The sequence below is a fragment of the Streptomyces sp. SID486 genome (genome assembly GCF_009865385.1).
Lineage (GTDB): Bacteria > Actinomycetota > Actinomycetes > Streptomycetales > Streptomycetaceae > Streptomyces.
The window spans coordinates 1-17,609 of sequence record NZ_WWJT01000470.1; the positions used below are offsets into that span (position 1 = coordinate 1).

The following is a 17,609-nucleotide window of genomic DNA, read 5'->3' on the forward strand; positions in this document are numbered from 1 at the left end:
CAGAGCCAGCAGAAGAACCAGAAGCAGGGGAACCATTGTTATCAACCTCCTGGCCACCGCATGCCCTTACATCACGCTCACAAGCACATAAAATGTGTGTTTCTTTCAGGAAGTCAAGGGCATACGCGTACGCTGACCTCCGCCGCACATGGTTCCCCCAGTCCCGCCCCTCACACACCGCAGCAGCAACTCATACGATGCGTCAACGGTCGGCGCTGGTGTTGCGGCTCATCTGAATGAACGTCGCCCCTGAACGGAATGGCGAACCGTTCCGCCTGGACAGACCGACGTCATGGGACTTCCGCTTCGCTCCCGCAGAGGAGGGGCCGCTCCGCTCGCCGACGTCGTCCCGACCGTCCTGGCCACATCACTGACCGGCCTCACCCCCGCCCACACCGAAACCCCTGCAGCCGCGCCACCCGCCACAGCCCGACACCAGGAGCGCAGGCCGCCGATGGTTCCACTCTCGCGTCCGACCCCACTGATGTGGCGCCCTTTCCCGCCTGTGGCGGATCCGCCACAAGCGGGAAAGGCAACCGCTGCGCGAAGCTTCCTGCTCTGGTCACGCGTGGACCTACCAGCAGGGTTGTCGGCCCGACACCCTTCACGGTGTGGGAGCCGGCTGAGGGCTTGTTTCAGACCTTGATGTACGCGACGACCACGACGGTGCAGGGCCTAGGCTCCAAGGATCCTCCAGAGCTGGTTGCGGTTGCCTTGCAGACCGTGGTGGCACAGTTTGGCGCCGTTGTCGGTGGAGGCGTTGGTGACGCTGATTGCTCCACCGCGGTAGTCGGACACGATGAAGTACTCGTTCTGGGCGACGGGGAGCAGGCGCCATTTCTGGTGCGAGGCGTCCCTCCAGGTCCACAGGTTGATGTCGGGCGCGTTGCCGGGGTAAGGGCCGTGGATCGACATGACGCGGGTGGGGGCGAAGACGGAGGTGAACTTGTGGAGGTCGCCGCCGAGGCGGTCGAGTTCCCATCGCTGATGAGATGCGTCGTACCAGCCCTCTTGCCGAATGGACGGGCTGTCGTCGTTGTAGGGGCCGTGGATGGTGGCGAACTTGCCGCTGAGAACGGATTCCAGCCGCACTCTGGGAAGCAGACCGGTCACCTGGTTGGAGGCGTCGGGCAGCAACAGGAAGCCGATCTCCCATTTCCCGTCGCTGCCTGCGTCGAAGACCAGTTCGCGTTTGGAGGTCCGGTAGGCGCCCAGGCGTAGGAGCGTCTCGACGATGACTTCGCTGGTGCGGGTCAGCGCGGCGATTCTGCGCACCGCCCCCTCGGGCGGAGGCTTGCGCAGCGTGTCCTGGATCTGTTTCTGCAGCATCAGCACTGGTTCGGGCACCAGCAGCGAGTAGGTGCCGATGTGATCGTCCTGGTTCGTCAGGATCTGCCTGATGAACGTGAGGATCATCGCGAACATCGCTACAACCGCCGGCGGGACTCCGACGCCCGTCAGCTCGCCGACGACGGTGTCGACCATGTCCAGCCAGGTCTCGATCGACAACTCGTCCATCAGGATCTTGAGGATCTCGTCGATGATCATCTTGGCCTTGGCGTCGCCACCGCCGTGGTCCATCTCCCAGGCGTCGATCACCACAGCAAGGCCGCCGTTGTCGACTGTGGTGTTCCACAACCGGTTCGGTTCGAAGGCGCGGGTGTAGCCGGTGTTCATGCTGAACTTCTCGCTGGTGTAGTTGCGCTGAGTGTCCCCGTCGCACAGGGCCAGCGAGAACTTCGGCTCGTCCTTGCCCCACTCGTTGGACTCCCGGTGGCATGTGAGGTAGTCGAGCGACACCCAGTACGTGCCCGCGCCGCCGGATCGTGCGCTCGCGGCGGTGGGGTGGTCGAGGGGCAGCCCCAAGCACACCAGCCCCCATCCGTTGTCGGCGGTCTCCTGCAGAAAGGCTGCGCTGGGCTCGGGGGCGGCCGCCTCCTGCACCGCCCTCGCTTCTGGATCGTCACCGAGCGGGCCCGTCGGGCGGGTGGCGTCCACCGCCCGAATGTTGCTGCATGTGGCGAGGAAATCCCGGCCCAGCTGCGGCAGATCGGCCCGCAGGTCGGCCAGGCCGTAGGACTCCTCCACTCCCAGAGCGGCGAACCGCCCGGGGAACAACCTCCTTCGGACCTCCGGCGCCGCCGTAGAGAAGGCATGCCCCATCTCGCCGAGCTCGCCGGCCGTGAAGCCCGCGCGGGAGAACGCGTTCGTGAAGACGCCTTCCAGGTCGGACAGGGGCTGCCCGGCCGCGTGCCGGGCGAACCCGTTGAGCATCACGGCCAACAGGACGTTGGTGGAGCTGCTGTGCTCCATCCTGGCGCCCATGCGCGTCCGGACTCCCGAACCGCCCAGTGCGCCGCGGATGCCGGCGACCACATCCCGCTTGAACTCATCGCCGTCGTCGGCGACATCACTCATCCCCACACCTCCGCGGTGCTGCCAGGCGCCGGTGAACGCCTGCGGTAGGACACACCTGACTCGACACCTCCGTCTGCGCCGGCCCCGGATCCCGCCTGTCCTGACAGGCCGGCAGGGGTGCCGCCGGCGGCGGTGGCACATGCACGCCTCGTGGCGAAGTATGTCTCGCGCCGGGGCCATGGAACGGGTGATCCGAAAGAAACGCCCTCGGTGGCCGCCATGCACCAGGGACACCGCGTATCGGAGTCGTCGGTGTCGGCGAGTGTGGCTGCATACTCGCCGACATGGCTTTCGGCGGCGGATGCACGTTCGGTCGGCTGGCGTAGGGCCCGTACTCGTCGGCGGGCGCCCGTGCCCACGGTCTGCACCTGCTCCGGCACCGTCGGCTCAGGGTCGAACCCCCGGCCGATCCCTGGACAGGACCCTGGTGAACACCGGTGTGCGGCGGCCTCGCCCCAGGTGGAGGGCGGGGCCGCCGCACAGCGGTGTTCACGTACTGCGGGGCTCAGCGGCGGTACATCACGTAGAGCTTGCTGTCGTGGGAGGCCGCTGACGGTTCGTCCATGAGCTTCGACGGCGCTTGCCAACTGACGAGGCCCAAGGCGCCCCAGTGCTGGGATTCTCGGCAGAAGCGCAGCGCGCCCTTCGGATCGCGGTGGAAGACCCACAGGTCGTCCTGGTGGACGGCGAGGGCAGGTCCGTGCGTGCTGGGCCACGCATTGATGGTGCCGGCGTTGGTCCAGTGGGGCCGCACCTCGGTCCCGTAGAGCTTGCTCGTCCCGGTGGCCGCGTACATGCGCTGGTCAGTCCCGGTAGCGACCCGCCACAGCCGACCCTTGTATCTGGCCATGGCAGCGGGCCGGGTGACGATCCAGCCGAGACTGTCACCCCAGCTGCCCCGCCAGGAGGTCCATGTCTTGTGCAGCCAGTGGGTGTTGAGCCGGCCGTCCGGACCGGTGTGGTTCATCCACAGGTACACGTCCAGATCGCCGACGGCCAGGGCCGGTGCCCTCTCCGCTTTCGAAGGTGAGGCACCGAGCAGGTCCCGCTCCTCACCATCGCCTCCTGGGAATGGGACGGCGGCAGCGGGACCTGGATCGCCGAGGAGGAACGGACGAACTCGACCCCGCCTCTTTCGGGCGCCCAGGACTGCAACTTCACCTTGATCGACATCATCGGCGGCTACGACCTCCAACTCCATGTCTGCCCGGCTTCCCCGGACCATCCGCACATCGAACTGCTCCCGTGAGCCCGGCGGAAGTCCTCCGGGCCCACGCATACGCCACCATCGGTACCGCGATCGAGTCTCCGGTGAGCAGCCTTGGTCAACTACCAGATGATCCAAACGACGGGCCCTGGCGGCCGGGGCCGGTCATCGACGCTGCACCTCGCGGGGTGCCGTCGCACGCCTCAGGGAGGAGGCCGACGCTCCTCACAGGGTCGGCGGCAGAGCCTTTGAGGTCGGTCCTGGTTCGGCGTGGACGGGCGGGTGGTGCTGCGGCGGTCGAGGAAGCGGGCCAGCCTGGCGACCGCTTCGGTGAGGATGTGGGGCGGAGGCAGGGTGACCATCCGCAGGTGTCCGGGCCGGACCGGACCGAGGCCGGAGCCGGGAACGACGAACAGTCGTTCCTCGTGCAGCAGATCGGCGGCCAGGCTCTCGTCGTCGCTCGGACGGTAATGCCCCGGCATGACGCGCGGGAAGACATAGAACGCGCCGTGGGGTTTGACGGCCCGCACGCCGGGGACGTCGGCGAGCAGATGCCACAGGTGATCCCGCCGCAGGCGCAGCGCGCCTCCCGGGGCGGTCAACGCCCGTGTGTCGTCGACGCGCAGCGCGGTTTCCACAGCGCGCTGCGCGGGGACGTTGGGGCACAGGCGCAGCGACGCGAGCGTCTCGAGCGCGGCGACGTAGTCGCTCGCGGGTCCGCGGCAACCGGTCAGTGCCAGCCATCCCATGCGGTAGCCGGGGATGCGGCTGCGCTTGGACAGCCCTCCGAACGTCAAGCACGGTACATCGGGGGCGCACGTCGCGAGCGGTGTGTGCGAAGTGCCGTCGTAGAGGAAGTCGGCGTAGATCTCGTCCGCCAGCAGGACCAAGCCCCGTCTGCGGGCGATGTCGGCGATGCCGTCGAGGATCCCGCGCGGCCATACGGCGCCGGTGGGGTTGTTGGGGTTGATCACCACGATGGCTCGCGTCCGGTCGGTCACCCTACGGGCGATGTCCGCCGGGTCCGGACACCAGTCGGAGGCTTCGTCGCACGGGTAGTGCACCGGCCGGCCGCCCGCCATGACCACGGAGGCCGTCCACATGGGGTAGTCCGGTGCCGGGATGAGGACCTGGTCGAGGGGGTCCAGGAGGGCGTGCAGGGACAGGGGTGCGAGTTCCGAGACTCCGTTGCCGAGGTAGACGTCGCACGACCGGACGGTGTCGAGTCCCTTGTCGCGGTAATGCCGGGCCACCGCGTCACGGGCCTCCGGGAGCCCGGCGGCAGCGCTGTATCCGCAGGAGTGGTCGAGGTGCTCGCGCACTGCCTGCACCACCTCGCGGGCGGGCGGCAGACCGTACGCGGCGGGGTCCCCGAGGTTCAACGCGAGTACGTCCTCGCCGGCGGCTCGCATGCGTTCGGCCTGTGCCGCCAGCGGGCCACGCAGACTGTAGGAGACACCGGACAGCTTCCGTGACGCGCGGACGCGGGGGCAGGGCGTCATGCGGTGTTCCCGGGAGCGAATGCGGCGCGGGTGCACGCGGAGGGTGGCGCCAGGAACCCGGTGCGCTTGAACTCGCGCAGGTAGGTGTCGAGCAGTTCGGCGTCGACAGGCGGGCAGACGAGTGCGCTGTCGGCGAGTGCGGCGTCGGTGTTGTGGCGGCCGAAGGCGGGAAAGATACCGTCGGTGTACATCTGCTTGACCGAAACCTCGCTGTCGCGAGCCGGTTCGACGAACATGGCGACGTACGGGGCCATGGGGTGGTCGGGCAGCCGGGCCGTCAGCTCGGCGAGCATCTCCGTCCACGCGTCGTAGGGCACGGTCCGCACCGGATATCCCATGGCGGTCAGGCGTTCCACGAGCAGGGGCAGGTGGGCTGCGCGGGGGTTGGTGAGGTGGTAGACGCGTCCGTCGGGTTCCTGGTGCGTGATGATGTGTGTGATCGCGTCCGCGGTGTAGTCCACCGGCACGAAGTCCAGCGGCAGCGCCATGTCCGGGGCGAGACCGGTTTCGGCGATGGTACGGAACAGGGCGCACATCATGGTGTCGGTGTTCCACACGCCCCGGTCCACGGTGCCGGTCACCTCGTAGGGGCGGTGGATGGCCACGGGCAGGCCGCGTCGTCCGGCCTCGGAGACGAGGTTTTCCGCGACCCATTTGGTCTCGGGATAGCCCAGGGACAGGCGGTCGGCGTGGTCGAGCGGGGTGTTCTCGTCGACCTGTGCGACGCCGGCGGTGCCGAACCCGGCGATCACCGCGATGGTGGAGATGTAGTGGAGCGGTTTGGTGGTGTGTTCGCCCGCCAGCTCCAGCAGGGTGCGGGTGCCACCGACATTGGTCGGCGCGAGCGCGCGGTAGGGGTAGGCGAAGTTGACCTGTGCTCCGCAGTGCACGATCAGGTCGGTCTCACGGGCCAGCCGGTTCCAGTCGCGTCCGGACAGACCGAGGTGCGGCTCGGCGAGCTCTCCGGGTACGGGGACGACGCGGTCCAGTAGCGGTTCGGGGTCGAGGCCGTAGCGCCGCATCCTGGCGGCCAGCCGCGCGAGGGCCTGCGAGGGGTCATCGGCACGGATCAGGCAGTGCACTTTCTCCACGCCCTCCCGCAGCAGCCGGTCCACGAGGTAGACCCCGAGGAATCCGGTCGAACCGGTCAACACCACTTGACGCGGGGCCCCGAGGGCGGCCGTCGTGGGCCGGGTGTAGCGCAGGTCCGCATCGAGTCGGCTCTCGACCGCGAAGTCGGTGTCCGTGTCGGCGGACTCCTCGTGACCGTCGAGCAGGTCCCGGACCGTCGCGGCGAAGTCCCGCAGGGACGGATCGCCGACCAGGCTGCGGATCATCGCACGCCCGAACCCGGCCGGCACCTTCAGCCGTTCGCGTACCGCGGCGGTGACCTGTGTGGCCCGCAGCGACGTACCGCCGAGGGCGAAGAAGCGCGCGTCGCGTCCGATCCTGTCCTCGTGGAGGACATCGCGCCAGACACCGGCGAGGGTCTCCTCCACCTCTCCCCGGGGGGCATCGTCGCGGGCCGCCGCAGCGGCGGGCGTGGCCAGGGCGGACAGCGACCTGCGGTCGACCTTGCCGCTGGAGGTGAGGGGGAGCGCATCCACCGATGCGATCCGCGTCGGCACCATGTAGCTGGGCAGCCGGTCGCGTACATGCTCGTGCAGGCGAGCCGCGAGGTCCTTCTGCTCATGTCCACCGTGCGCCACGACAGCGGCCACCAGCCGCTGCCCCGCCCCCTCGCCCACGACGCCGACCGCCGTCTGATGCACGTGCGGATGTGCCGACAGCACCGACTCGACCTCGTCCAGCTCGACGCGGTAGCCGCGGATCTTGACCTGGCGATCGCGCCGTCCGAGGAACTCGAGCGCCCCGTCCTCGCGCCACCGTGCCATGTCGCCGGTGCGGTAGAGCCGTCCGCGTATCGCGTCGGGGCTCCACCTGTCCTCGACGAAGCATTCCGCGGTCCGGCGCGGGTCGCCGAGGTACCCCAGCGCCACCCCGTCCCCGCCGACCCACAGCTCGCCCGTTTCGCCGGGGGCTGCGACGGTGCCGTCCTCGCGCACCACGTAGGCGGTCGAGCCCGCGACCGGCACCCCGATGGGCACGTACTCGGCCTGCGGGGACAGGTCGTCCACCCGGCACACGGTGGAGAGGGAGGAGTTCTCCGTGGGCCCGTAGCCGTTGAGGAAGGTGCCCGGCCGCCCCTCCGCCAGTACGGTGCGCACCGCGCGGGGGCTGAGCACGTCACCACCCGCGATGAGGAGGCGCAGGCCGGCGAAGAGGTGCGGTGTGAGGTGGGCGTGCTGGTGGAAGAGGCCCGCGCTCAGCCACATCACGTTGACGTGCCGGCCGCGCACCACGTTCTCCAGCGCCTTGGATTCCAGCAGTTCGGAGTCCTGTGCGAGGAGGAGGCAGGCGCCGTTGAGCAGGGTGGCGAAGATCTCGAAGCAGGAGACGTCGAACGTCAGGTCGGTGGTGGCGAGAACACGGTCGTCGGGCCGGATGCGCAGCTCCCCCGCCCCGCGCGCCAACCGGATCTGGCCACGGTGGGGACACACCACGCCCTTGGGTGCGCCGGTCGATCCGGACGTGTAGATGACGTATGCCGCCTCCCCCGCGGCGCGTTCGCGCCACCACTGCGGATCGGCGTCCTCGGGAGCGGTGAACAGGTCGTCGGCGGAGACGGCCGTCGTGGAGTCCGGAACCTCCACGGGCTCGTCCTCGTCGTGCACCGCCATCCGGACGTCGGCGTCCCGCAGTATCCGGGTCAGTCGGTCGGCGGGCTGGTCCGGACCGAGTGGAAGATAGACCCCGCCCGCGTGCAGGATCGCAAGGATGGTGGCCACTGCCGCCGGGGACCGGCGCATCACTACGGCGACCACGTCTCCGGCGCCGATTCCGTGCGCCCGCAGCGCCGTGGCGCCGCGCCGGGCCTGTGCCGCGAGCTCCCGGTAGGTCCATGCGCCGTCCACCCATTCGACGGCCGTCGCTTCGGGCCGGGCGTCGGCCTGTTCCGTGAAGAGGAGAGGGATGGTGGCGGCCCGAGGGTGGTCGGTGGACACCTGATTCCAGGTACGGGCGTGTCGGGGCAGGGAAGTGGGGGTGGATTCATCGGGTGTTGGCACGCCGGCTCCTTGGGTTCGATCGGATGGTGAGGTTGTTGTCCTCCGTCACGCCCGCCAGGGGCTGACGCGGTGACGCGACGGGTGTGCACGTCGGCCCGTCAAAGCCTCTTCGGGGAGGCGCAGGGCGACCTGCGGGAGCGCGTACGACGGTGGGATGTGCCGCTGTCGCGCCGGCGCACCGGTGGGTCGGCGGTCGGCGTCTGCGCACCGGTCTGTGCTGTTCCGCAGGAAGATCGGGTCCGACGGCCGTGCGGCGTCGCCGCGCCGGCGGATGGCTGCTGTGCCGTCCTGGTGGACTGCTGGGCGGCCACGCGCGGCGACGCCGGTGGCGAGTGCCCTATGCGGGGCCCCTTTCGGCGACGATGCTGTGGACCGACGCCTCTTGCCGGAGGAGAGCAACGGCGAGGTCTGCCGCCATCTGCCGGATCGCCTCCAGGGGCGGGCTCGCCTCCTCGGGGAAGTGGACGTCGATGTTGCCCTTCAGCTCCAGCACCCACCGGGCGGCGTCCTCCCCGCACGGGAGCACTCGATCGTCCCGGATCCGGAATCCGTTGGCCCGCAGGACGTCGGTGACGTAGCGCAGCGACTTGCGGTGCCCCAGCGCCAGATGGTCCGCGTCCGTGGGCGGAGTGGGCTCACGGGCCAGGAACTCCTCGCTGTACAGCGTCTCGGAGACGACGAGCAGGGACCCGGGCTGCATGCGCCGGGCCAGTGCCGCGGTCGCGGTCTCGTACACCTGCGGGGGGAGGTGCGTGATGACTCCCCGGGCGAGCACCAGGTCGTAGGGCTGTTCCGGGGCGGGCAGTTCGGCGATGTCGGCGGCGTCGCACAGGTACAGGTGGACGCGGTCCGGTCGGGGCACGTCGCGCAGACGGTCCGCGCAGTGGGTGAGCTGCTCGGCGCTGATGTTCATGCCGTCCAGGCGCGGGCAGTCGGGGAAGACCCGCGCGAGGTGCCTCAGCGTCGCTCCCCAGCCGCACCCCACGTCCAGGATCCGTCGCGGGGTGGTGTGTCCGGTGCCGTCGCCGCTGGCGAGGGCGAGTTGCCGTTCCAGGTGCCGAAGCCCTGCCTCGTCGAGGGATACGGGGCGAGGTGCGTGCGGGTGGCCGAAGACACCCCACTGGAAGTGCAGTTCCTCACCGAGGACCTTCTGCCAGTCGTTCGGGGAGTCCTCGTAGGCCCGGACCACGTGATCGCGGAACGGATCGCTGTGGTGGTTCGGCAGTACCTCGTACGTCGGTTTGTCGGTGCCGTTCAATCCTGCTTCCTTCCGGGTAGGTGGTGCAGAGGCCGGGGGCCCCTGCACCGTCACGTCACGTGGTCAGACCGTGTCGGCCGCCGCGGCCCTCCAGACGTTCAGCAGTGCGTCCGCGATGCGGTGGGCGTGGAACAGGGCTTGCTGGGGGTCGTCGCCACGGTCGAGGCCGTCCTGGGCGACGGTCAGGGCGAGTTCCTCCAGGGCGTCGTCTCCGGGGTCGTCGTAGTAGTCGAGGAACTCCTGCGGCACCGGGGCGCCCGTCTCCCGCAGGCGTCGTGCGACGGCGGTGGCGCCGGAGTAGTAGACCTGCATGTCGGTGTGGGCGGCCAGGGCTGCCGCCGTCTGGCTCCCGGATGTGGCGATCCACGACATGGCGCCGTGGAAGGCGTAGGCACCGCTGTCCGCCGGCCGGCCGACCAGGTCGGTCTCCACCATCCCCAGGGACCGGGCCACCTCTCGCAGCTTGGGAGTGGCCTCGTGGACGATGCGTGCCAGGGTCACCCAGAGTTCGGCGGCGGGCCGGTGCGGGAACCGGGCCAGCAGGGTGCCGTACGCGACCAGTTCCACCGCGTGTGCCCGGTACTCGACCGCGACCAGGCGGCGCAGCGGTTCCAGGACGCCGGGGCCCGTGACGGGTGCCAGGCTGAGCGGGCTGCCGGGGGCTTCGCCGGTGAGGCGCCGGCGGACGTCGTCGGCCAGGGCCTTTGCGTCGACATGGCTTCGGGTGGTCATGTGATTCCCTTCGGATGCGGTCGGCGGCGGATGACCGTCGCCGGTACGGGTGGTGAGCAGCTCAGGCGGCGGGGCCGCCGGTGGCCTCCGGTGGCGGGAGGAATCCGCTCTCCCTGAGGCGGCTGAGATACAGGTCGATCAGCCGGGCGTCGACCGGCGGGCACGTCAGGCCGGCGTCCGCCGACACACGGTCGGTGTTGTCGCGGCTGAGGCGGGGGAACGTGCTCGTGAGGTACGTCCGCTCGACGGCAAGGTCCGTGCCGGTCACGGGCTCGACGAACAGCGGGAGGTACGGCGTCATCGGGTGCCGGGGGTCCGCTTCGGTCGCCCGGACGACGTCGGCCACCCATTCCCGGTGTCCGACCGTGCGTACGGGGTAGGACATGGCCCGCAGACGGTCGACGAGGAGGGGCAGGTGCGCCTCGCCGGGATTGGTGATGTGGTAGACGCGGCCGTCGGGCTTCTCGTGGGTGATCACCCGGGTGATCACGTCGGCCGTGTGGTCCACGGGGACGAAGTCGAGCGGCAACGGCACGTCGGGGGCCACGCCGGCCTGCGCGACAGTGCGGAACAGCGCGCACATCAGGGTGTCGGTGTTCCATATCCCCCGGTCACCGGTGCCCGTGACCTCGCCGAGGCGGTGGATCGACACGGGAAGCCCCTGGCGAGCGGCCTCCGCCACCAGCTTTTCGGCGACCCATTTGGTCTCGGTGTAGCCACTCGGGAGCAGGTCGGGCCGGGCGAGCGGGGTGTGCTCCGCCGCCTGCCGGACGCCGGTGGGTCCGAGGCCGGCGAGGACGCCGACGGTGGAGACGTGGTGCACGGCCTTGGGTCGTTGCGAGGCGGCCAGTTCGATGACCGTGCGCGTGCCGCCGACGTTGGCCGGAGCCAGTGCCTCGTAGGGATAGGCGAGGTTGACCTGCGCGCCGCAGTGCACGATGAGGTCGCCCTCCCGTGCCAGTCGTTCCCAGGCGGTCCTGTCCAGTGCGAACCGTTCGGCGGACAGGTCTCCCGGGACCACCGTGATCCGGTCGTCCAGGCATTGCGGATCCAGGCCGTAGCGTCGCATCCGGGCTGCGACGCGCGCAGTACCGTGTGCCTCGTCCCGGGTGCGGATGAGGCAGTAGAGGCGCTCCGCGCCGGCCCCGAGGAGCCGATCGACGAGGTGGACGCCGAGAAAGCCGGTACAGCCGGTGATGATCACCCGCCCCGGCCTCCCTGACGCGGGCAGCGCATCGGAGACCGGCATCGCCTGGTGCAGTCGCGCCTCGGCATGGAAGTCCGGCTTCGGGCGTGACGCCACTGCCGCCCCTTGCCCGGCGAGTCGCCGCGCCCGCTCCGTGAAGGCCCCGAGCGTCGGATTGTCCAGCAGCTCGCCGACGAGCGCGCTGCCGTGCTCCAGGTCGATCCCGAAGTGGCGGCGGGTGGCCGTGGCGGCGTGAGTCGCCGTCAACGAGGTGCCGCCCAGTGCGAAGAAGTCGTCGTCGCGCCCCACGGTGTGCGTGCCCAGGATGTCGCACCAGATCCGCTCGACGGCTCTCACGTCTGCGCCCGCCGGTGCTGCGCCCTGTGGGTCGGCTCCCGGCCAGGTGAGCCGGGCCAGGAGGCGGCCGTGATCCGCTTTGCCGCTGGTCGTCAGGGGCAGGTCCGGGACGCAGACGAGCCGGCGGGGCACCATGTGGTCCGGCAGACGGTCCCGGACGTGGTCGTGCACACGCGCGGCCAGGGCGCCGGCATCGGCACCGGGGGCGCCGACCACGACAGCGCCGAGGTGTTTCCCAGGGCCTTCACCGAGTAAGCCGACGGCGGCCTCCCGGACGTCGGGGTGGGTGGACAGTACGGCCTCCACCTCGTCCAGTTCGACACGGAAGCCCCGTAGTTTCACCTGCCTGTCCCTGCGCCCCAGGAACTCGAGCACGCCGTCGGCCCGGCGGCGCACGATGTCACCCGTCCGGTAGAGGCGCCCCTGCGGATCTAAGCCGAAGGGGTCGGGGACGAAGCGCTCCGCAGTCCGTTCCGGGTCGTTGAGGTAGCCGATCGCCACCCCGTCCCCGCCCACCCAGAGCTCCCCCTCCTCCCCGGCTTCGGCCAGCGTGCCGTCATGCCGGACCACGTGGACCGTGGTCGCGGGCACCGGCCTGCCGATGGGGACGAGTTCCGCGTGCTCGGGCAGGTCGCGGATCGTGTACGAGGTGGTGATGACGCCGTTCTCTGTCGGCCCGTAGCCGTTGACCAAGGTGGCTGGCGCGCCGTGCGCCAGTACGGCGCGGATGGCGCCGGGGCTGACCGAGTCGCCGCCCACCATCAGACAGCGCAGGCCGGAGAACATGCGGGGGGCTGCTTGGGCGTGCACGTGGAACAGTCCGGCAGCCAGCCACAGGGTGCTGATGCGGTGCCGGCGCAGGCACTGCGCCAGGGCCTCGGTGTCGAGCAGGACGTCGGGTTCCGGGAGCACCAGGCAGGCGCCGTTGAGCAAGGTGCAGAAGATCTCGTAGTACGAGACGTCGAATGTCGGGTTGGTCGTGGCGAGCAGACGTTCGCCGGGCCCGGGAACCGCCGGATGGTCGGCAGTCACGAAGCGGACCAGCCCCTGGTGATGGCACAGCACACCCTTGGGTACGCCGGTCGAGCCCGAGGTGTAGACGAGGTATGCGGCGTCCGTGGCCACCCGGCCCGCGGTCCGGCGCGGTGCCGGCCGTGGGCTCTCCTCCTCTTCCAGTTCGCGGGTGGTGACCTGGACGAGCGGGAGGGACGGGCGGACGGCGGCGTCCGGCGGGGTCACGAGACACCTGGCCGCCGCGTCCCGGATCATCGCGGTGAGCCGTTTGCCGGGGGTGCGGGGGTCCAGGGGGAGGTGGACGGCGCCTGCCTCAAGGACGGCGAGCGTGGTCACCACCGACTGCGGGGAACGCTCCAGCAGCACGGCGACGATGTCGCCGTCGCCCACGCCACGGGCCCGCAGCCGCGCGGCGGCGCGGCGCACCCTGTCGCCCAGTTCCCGGAACGTCCAGCGGCCGCCGCTCCAGACCAGGGCTTCTCCGTCCGGTGACCGCTGTACCTGCTGGGCGAACAGGTCCGGGAGGAGGGCGTCGCGGGGATAGCCGGTACGGGTGTCGTCACACGGGCGAACGTGCTCCCGGGTGCGGCCGTTCGGCGTCGGCGCCGTCGACGGCATGATCGAATCCTTTCGGGTCGGCTGGCCAGGTGTGCGGGACCGGCTGCGGTCAGCCGGTGAGCAGGATCTTTCCGTCGCGTCCGTGCCGGATCGTGTGGTCGAGAGCGGGCCCGAAGTCGGCCAGGTCGTAGCGCTCGGCGACCTCCAGTCCGGGCAGGCCACGCACGACGGCTTCCTGGACCTCCTCGGTGAGGACGCTCAGCTCCTTGTCGTCCAGGCGCTCCATACGGGCGGGAAGCCAGAAGCCGTGCATGCTGACCTGCCGGAAGACCAGGGCGTCGGGGTGCACCGAGAGGGGACGGCCGGACAGCATCCCGTAGGAGACGAACCGTCCGCCGGGACGGAGGCAGCGCAGTGCCGCGTCGCCGAGGGCTCCGCCCACCGCGTCCAGCACCGCGGTCACTTGGCCGTGCTCCACGAGGTCGCCCACCGCCCCGGGGAGGGTTCCGGCGGAGCTGACCGTCACCGGCCACGCGCCCAGGCGTGTCAGCGCGCGTGCTTGTTCGGGGTGCCTCACCACGGGCAGGCACCGGACGCCGCGCTCGCTCGCCAGGTGGATCACCATGCGGCTCACGGCGGAGGCACCTGCGGTGAGGAGCAGCGTGTCGCCCGGATCGAGGGCGAGGTCACGCACGAGCAAGCGCGCGGTGAACGGGTTCACGGTGAGCTGACAGGCGGTCTCGGTGGAAACTCCGTGCACGACCGGGATCACCGAAGTGCAGGGGACGCAGACGTATTCCTGCCACGTTCCCGTGGTGGAGACCGCCACCCGGGCACCTGGCGCGGGACCGTTCGTGCCGGGGCCCAGGGCGTCCACGGTGCCTGCTCCCTCGAACCCGGCGACAGCCCAGCCCCTCCCCCGGGCGTCACCGTCCGGTCGCGAGGTGAAACGTGCCTCGCGACCGTAGGAGCCCTGGACGAAGAGGAGGTCTGAGGGGTTGATCGGACGGGAGGACAGCCGGATCCGTACCTGCCCCGGGCCCGGTTCGGGGCGGGGAAGGTCCGTCAGACGAAGGACACGAGACGGATCACCGTATCCCTGAAAGGCCAAGGCTCGCACGATCAGCCCGCTTCCCCGCGAAGGTGGCGGTACAGACTCTCGCTCAGCGAACCGACCGTCTCCCGGCCGCTGTGGACGACCTTGTTGACCAGTACGTGGGTGGCGTCGCCGCCGTGCAGCGCCTCGGCCAGTTGTCCCGGCGAGCCCGCACCGCCGGAGGCGATGACCGGAAGCCGGGACACGCGGGCCGCGGCACGGGTCAGTTCGAGGTCGTAACCGATTCCCGTGCCCTCACGGTCGACGTTGTTGGCGAGCAGGGCGCGCACGGGGAGTTCCCCGAACCGCCGTGCCACCGCGAGGGCGTCCGCGGTGGTGCGGGTGGCGCCGCCGTGGATGAGGGTCCGCCATCCTCGCTGCCGGTCTCCCGAGCAGTTGACGACGCCGATGAGCCGGCGGCCCCCGAGCAGGCGGACAGCGTCCGCCACCCGGGCGGGTTCCTCGACCATGCTGGTGCTGACCGAGAGCGCGTCCGCGCCCGCGGACAGCAGCTCCCTACACTTAGCGGGCGACGGCAGGACTCCGTGCTGCACCGATACGAGCAGCTCCAGGCCGCTCTTGCTCAACTCGCGCAGCAGGTCCGGCAGGTAGCCGACGGAGGTCCAGGGATCGATGACGTCCAGGAACAGCTGGCAGGCACCGTCTTGCGCGTAGCAGGTGGCGATATCGACGACGTCGAGGGGATCGGCCAGCCCCTCGATTCCGGACGGGTCGGTCGCGACACCGTCGTGGACGTCGATGCAGGGGATCACCTGCCGGGCCAGCTGAGCCCGCGAGTACGCCGTACTGCTTTCTTGTCGCATCGGTCATCCGCCTTCCAGGTAGTTGCGCAGCCGCAGCAGCCGTGCGCTGCGGGGCGCGAGGTGGTGTGCCACGGCCAGAGCTGATGTCATGGCCGCTTCCTGCGTCTCCACGGGGGTCGTGCAGTGCCCGAGGAAGAGAAGGCGCTGCCCCTCTTCGATGACGCCCAACCGCTGCCTTGCCCGGCATGCCTGCGGGGTGGGAAGCGTCGCCCGGAACGAGGAGCGGGCGAGTTCCTCGCGGGGCCGTCCGGCGCGGTGATCGACCTGACTGACGAACAGGTCGACGCCCAGCGAGGGTCCGTACCAGGTCGTCGTCTCGCTCCGGTCCCCGTCCAAGGTCGTGTTGCCGGCGGACCACACCCGCCGGTCCCTGGGCATTCCGTACGGATCGCGGTGCAGGACGTAGGTCACTTCCCGGTATGCGATGGAGTTCAGTGCGGCTCGCCACGCACCCGTGCCGGCCAGACCGGTGAGTGCTGCCAGGGCCTGGTCCGCCGGCAGGGCCAGGGCGACAGCGTCCACCGGGTGGACCGCCCCGGTCCCGTCCGAGAGTTCGAAGCCTTCTTCCACCTGGCGCACGGCACGCAGGCCGGCACCTGGTCGCAGCCGGACCGGACGGGAGCCGGCGACGAGTCCTTGGACGAGGGAGGTGGTGCCCGACCGCAGGTATGTCGTCCGGGGGACCGTGTCCGGCGGGGTGAAGGTCGCGCCGACCGCCCGTGCGGACAGGGTGCACACCTCGTCCAGCGTGCAGCCGTGCAGCGATGCCGGCAGCGCGCACAGCAACTGCTGCGAGGAGGACGACAGCGACCACGCGTCCAGGGCGTCTTCGAGTGGGACGTCCCAGGACATCCCCTCCCTCTCCCACCGGGCCGATTCCCGGGCGAAGCGGGCCATGGCCTGGTGCGCCGGTCCCCCGGTGGTGACCGGGCGTGCCGTGTCGGCGCCTTCGGCGGCGGAGACCCACAGAGGTACGCGCTCATGCCTCCGGAACAGCACACGAGAGGCGGTGACGGGGACAAGATCCTCCGCCGGAACGCCCACCGACGCCACGATGTGCCGCCAGACCGGAGACATCTCGACGGGCGTCTCCCTGACACCGAGATCGACGACACGAGTACTGCCGTCCGCGGTCGTCAGGACGGACTCCGCATTCCCGCCCAGCCTCGGGCGCTCCTCCAGCAGTAGCACCTCGTGGCTCTCGGCGAGCAACCAGGCCAGCGTCAGACCCGCGATCCCTCCGCCCGCTATCCCCACGCGCACGGCCGTCACCCCTGCAGGCTTCGCGGGCACGCACCGACTGCGGACGGCGCCGGCTCCGGCCCGGCGGCGAACCGCCAGAAGCGGTCGAGGCCGGCCAGCAACACTCCGGCAACAGACCCGGCCTGGTCAGACACGTCGCCCTCACGGACGCCGTCCTCCACGGCGGCGGCGGCCAGATCGAGCAGTTCCGAGGGTGCCGGCATGCTGTAGTGGTCGCGGACCGCCTCGGGTACTTCGGCGCCCGTTTCGGCCAGGACCTTCATGAGCTCCCGGCTCTCCCGCGCGTAGGCCGCGAAGTCCGAACGCAGCGCCAGTGCCGCAGCGGCGGGCCCGGCGTGCAGGCACATCCAGGAAACCGCCATGGGGAAGGCGAATGCGTCGGCGGCCGTGGAGGGGTCGAGAGCGGATACGGGTGGTGATCCCAGAGCTTCTGCGCACCGGTCGAGGCTCGGCCTGAGTGAGCGCAGAGCGGAATTCAGCGCGGCGAAAAGATCAGCCGCCGGTCCGCTGGGGAACCGGGCGAGAAGTACCGCATAGGCGACTGTCTCCGTCGCCAGGCACAGCTGGTCGGCCTGCACCATGCGACGAAGATTCTGTCGACCCACCCGGCCGTCGCGGGCTGATCGCAACAGTGCGTTGTCACGCTGCCTGATGATCTGCTCCTGCCCGACGAGTAACCGGGCGGCCGCAGACACGGGACCGGCATTCACAGATTCCACTCCCCACATTGCTACTTTCCCTCTTCCGCGCAGCCACGAGTGCCCGGGCCCCCACGCCGAAAACGGCAATAAATTAGGCACCTTCGATACGGCACCAAGTCCTTTGGTCCCGCATTTGCGTTCATGCCGTCCTAATGTTCATCGACTCCTTCCATCGCTATCGCGCCACGATCCGGCGCACACGGCGAAGTACCGTCCGACGGCTTCCGGTACGGCAGAGACGGAGATGAACCAGCGGGGGCGGACTGACGAGGGGCGGCGCAGACCTGCCGCAGAACGGCCACGCACCACCGGACGGAACCTGACCGAATACCGGGTTCGCCGCCCCCTGCACCAGGGAATAACGG

Annotated in this window: 11 protein-coding genes; all 11 read right to left on the reverse strand. The window is 70.2% G+C overall.

All coding sequences use genetic code 11. The features are described 5' to 3' along the window. Positions 1-675: 675 nt before the first annotated feature. The 11 genes from GT045_RS21970 to GT045_RS22020 all read right to left on the reverse strand — a co-directional run bounded on the left by GT045_RS21970 (position 676) and on the right by GT045_RS22020 (position 17,124). Positions 676-2,418: an RICIN domain-containing protein gene (locus GT045_RS21970; protein WP_161335178.1), complete on the reverse strand. Its 1,743-nt coding sequence runs from the start codon at positions 2,416-2,418 to the stop codon at positions 676-678. A gap of 505 nt (positions 2,419-2,923) precedes the next feature. Next, complete coding sequence (locus GT045_RS21975; RefSeq protein ID WP_161335179.1) at positions 2,924-3,385, reverse strand: hypothetical protein; 462 nt, start codon at positions 3,383-3,385, stop codon at positions 2,924-2,926. Between the two features lie 443 nt (positions 3,386-3,828). Further along, positions 3,829-5,127: an aminotransferase class I/II-fold pyridoxal phosphate-dependent enzyme gene (locus GT045_RS21980; RefSeq protein ID WP_161335180.1), complete on the reverse strand. Its 1,299-nt coding sequence runs from the start codon at positions 5,125-5,127 to the stop codon at positions 3,829-3,831. Then, on the reverse strand, positions 5,124-8,255 hold the full coding sequence (locus GT045_RS21985; protein ID WP_161335181.1) for an amino acid adenylation domain-containing protein: 3,132 nt from the start codon (positions 8,253-8,255) through the stop codon (positions 5,124-5,126). The genes GT045_RS21980 and GT045_RS21985 overlap by 4 nt, the downstream gene beginning before the upstream one ends. 337 nt (positions 8,256-8,592) lie before the next feature. Beyond that, complete coding sequence (locus tag GT045_RS21990) at positions 8,593-9,513, reverse strand: class I SAM-dependent methyltransferase (protein ID WP_161335182.1); 921 nt, start codon at positions 9,511-9,513, stop codon at positions 8,593-8,595. 63 nt (positions 9,514-9,576) lie between these two features. Beyond that, positions 9,577-10,245, reverse strand: a complete 669-nt coding sequence (locus GT045_RS21995; RefSeq protein WP_161335183.1) for a hypothetical protein — start codon at positions 10,243-10,245, stop codon at positions 9,577-9,579. A 61-nt stretch (positions 10,246-10,306) separates the two neighbouring features. Next, positions 10,307-13,420: an amino acid adenylation domain-containing protein gene (locus GT045_RS22000; protein ID WP_161335184.1), complete on the reverse strand. Its 3,114-nt coding sequence runs from the start codon at positions 13,418-13,420 to the stop codon at positions 10,307-10,309. Between the two features lie 49 nt (positions 13,421-13,469). Next, positions 13,470-14,120: a zinc-binding dehydrogenase gene (locus tag GT045_RS39925; RefSeq protein ID WP_345942715.1), complete on the reverse strand. Its 651-nt coding sequence runs from the start codon at positions 14,118-14,120 to the stop codon at positions 13,470-13,472. 362 nt (positions 14,121-14,482) lie between these two features. Next, positions 14,483-15,280 (reverse strand): HisA/HisF-related TIM barrel protein, encoded by a 798-nt coding sequence (locus tag GT045_RS22010; protein ID WP_161335186.1) that lies wholly within the window; start codon positions 15,278-15,280, stop codon positions 14,483-14,485. 3 nt (positions 15,281-15,283) lie between these two features. Next, the gene (locus GT045_RS22015) at positions 15,284-16,552 is read right to left on the reverse strand and encodes an NAD(P)-binding protein (protein ID WP_161335187.1); all 1,269 of its coding nucleotides are present in this window, start codon (positions 16,550-16,552) and stop codon (positions 15,284-15,286) included. Continuing rightward, positions 16,549-17,124 carry a hypothetical protein gene (locus GT045_RS22020; protein WP_161335188.1) on the reverse strand — a complete coding sequence of 192 codons (576 nt, stop codon included), beginning with the start codon at positions 17,122-17,124 and terminating at the stop codon, positions 16,549-16,551. The genes GT045_RS22015 and GT045_RS22020 overlap by 4 nt, the downstream gene beginning before the upstream one ends. Positions 17,125-17,609: the final 485 nt, after the last annotated feature.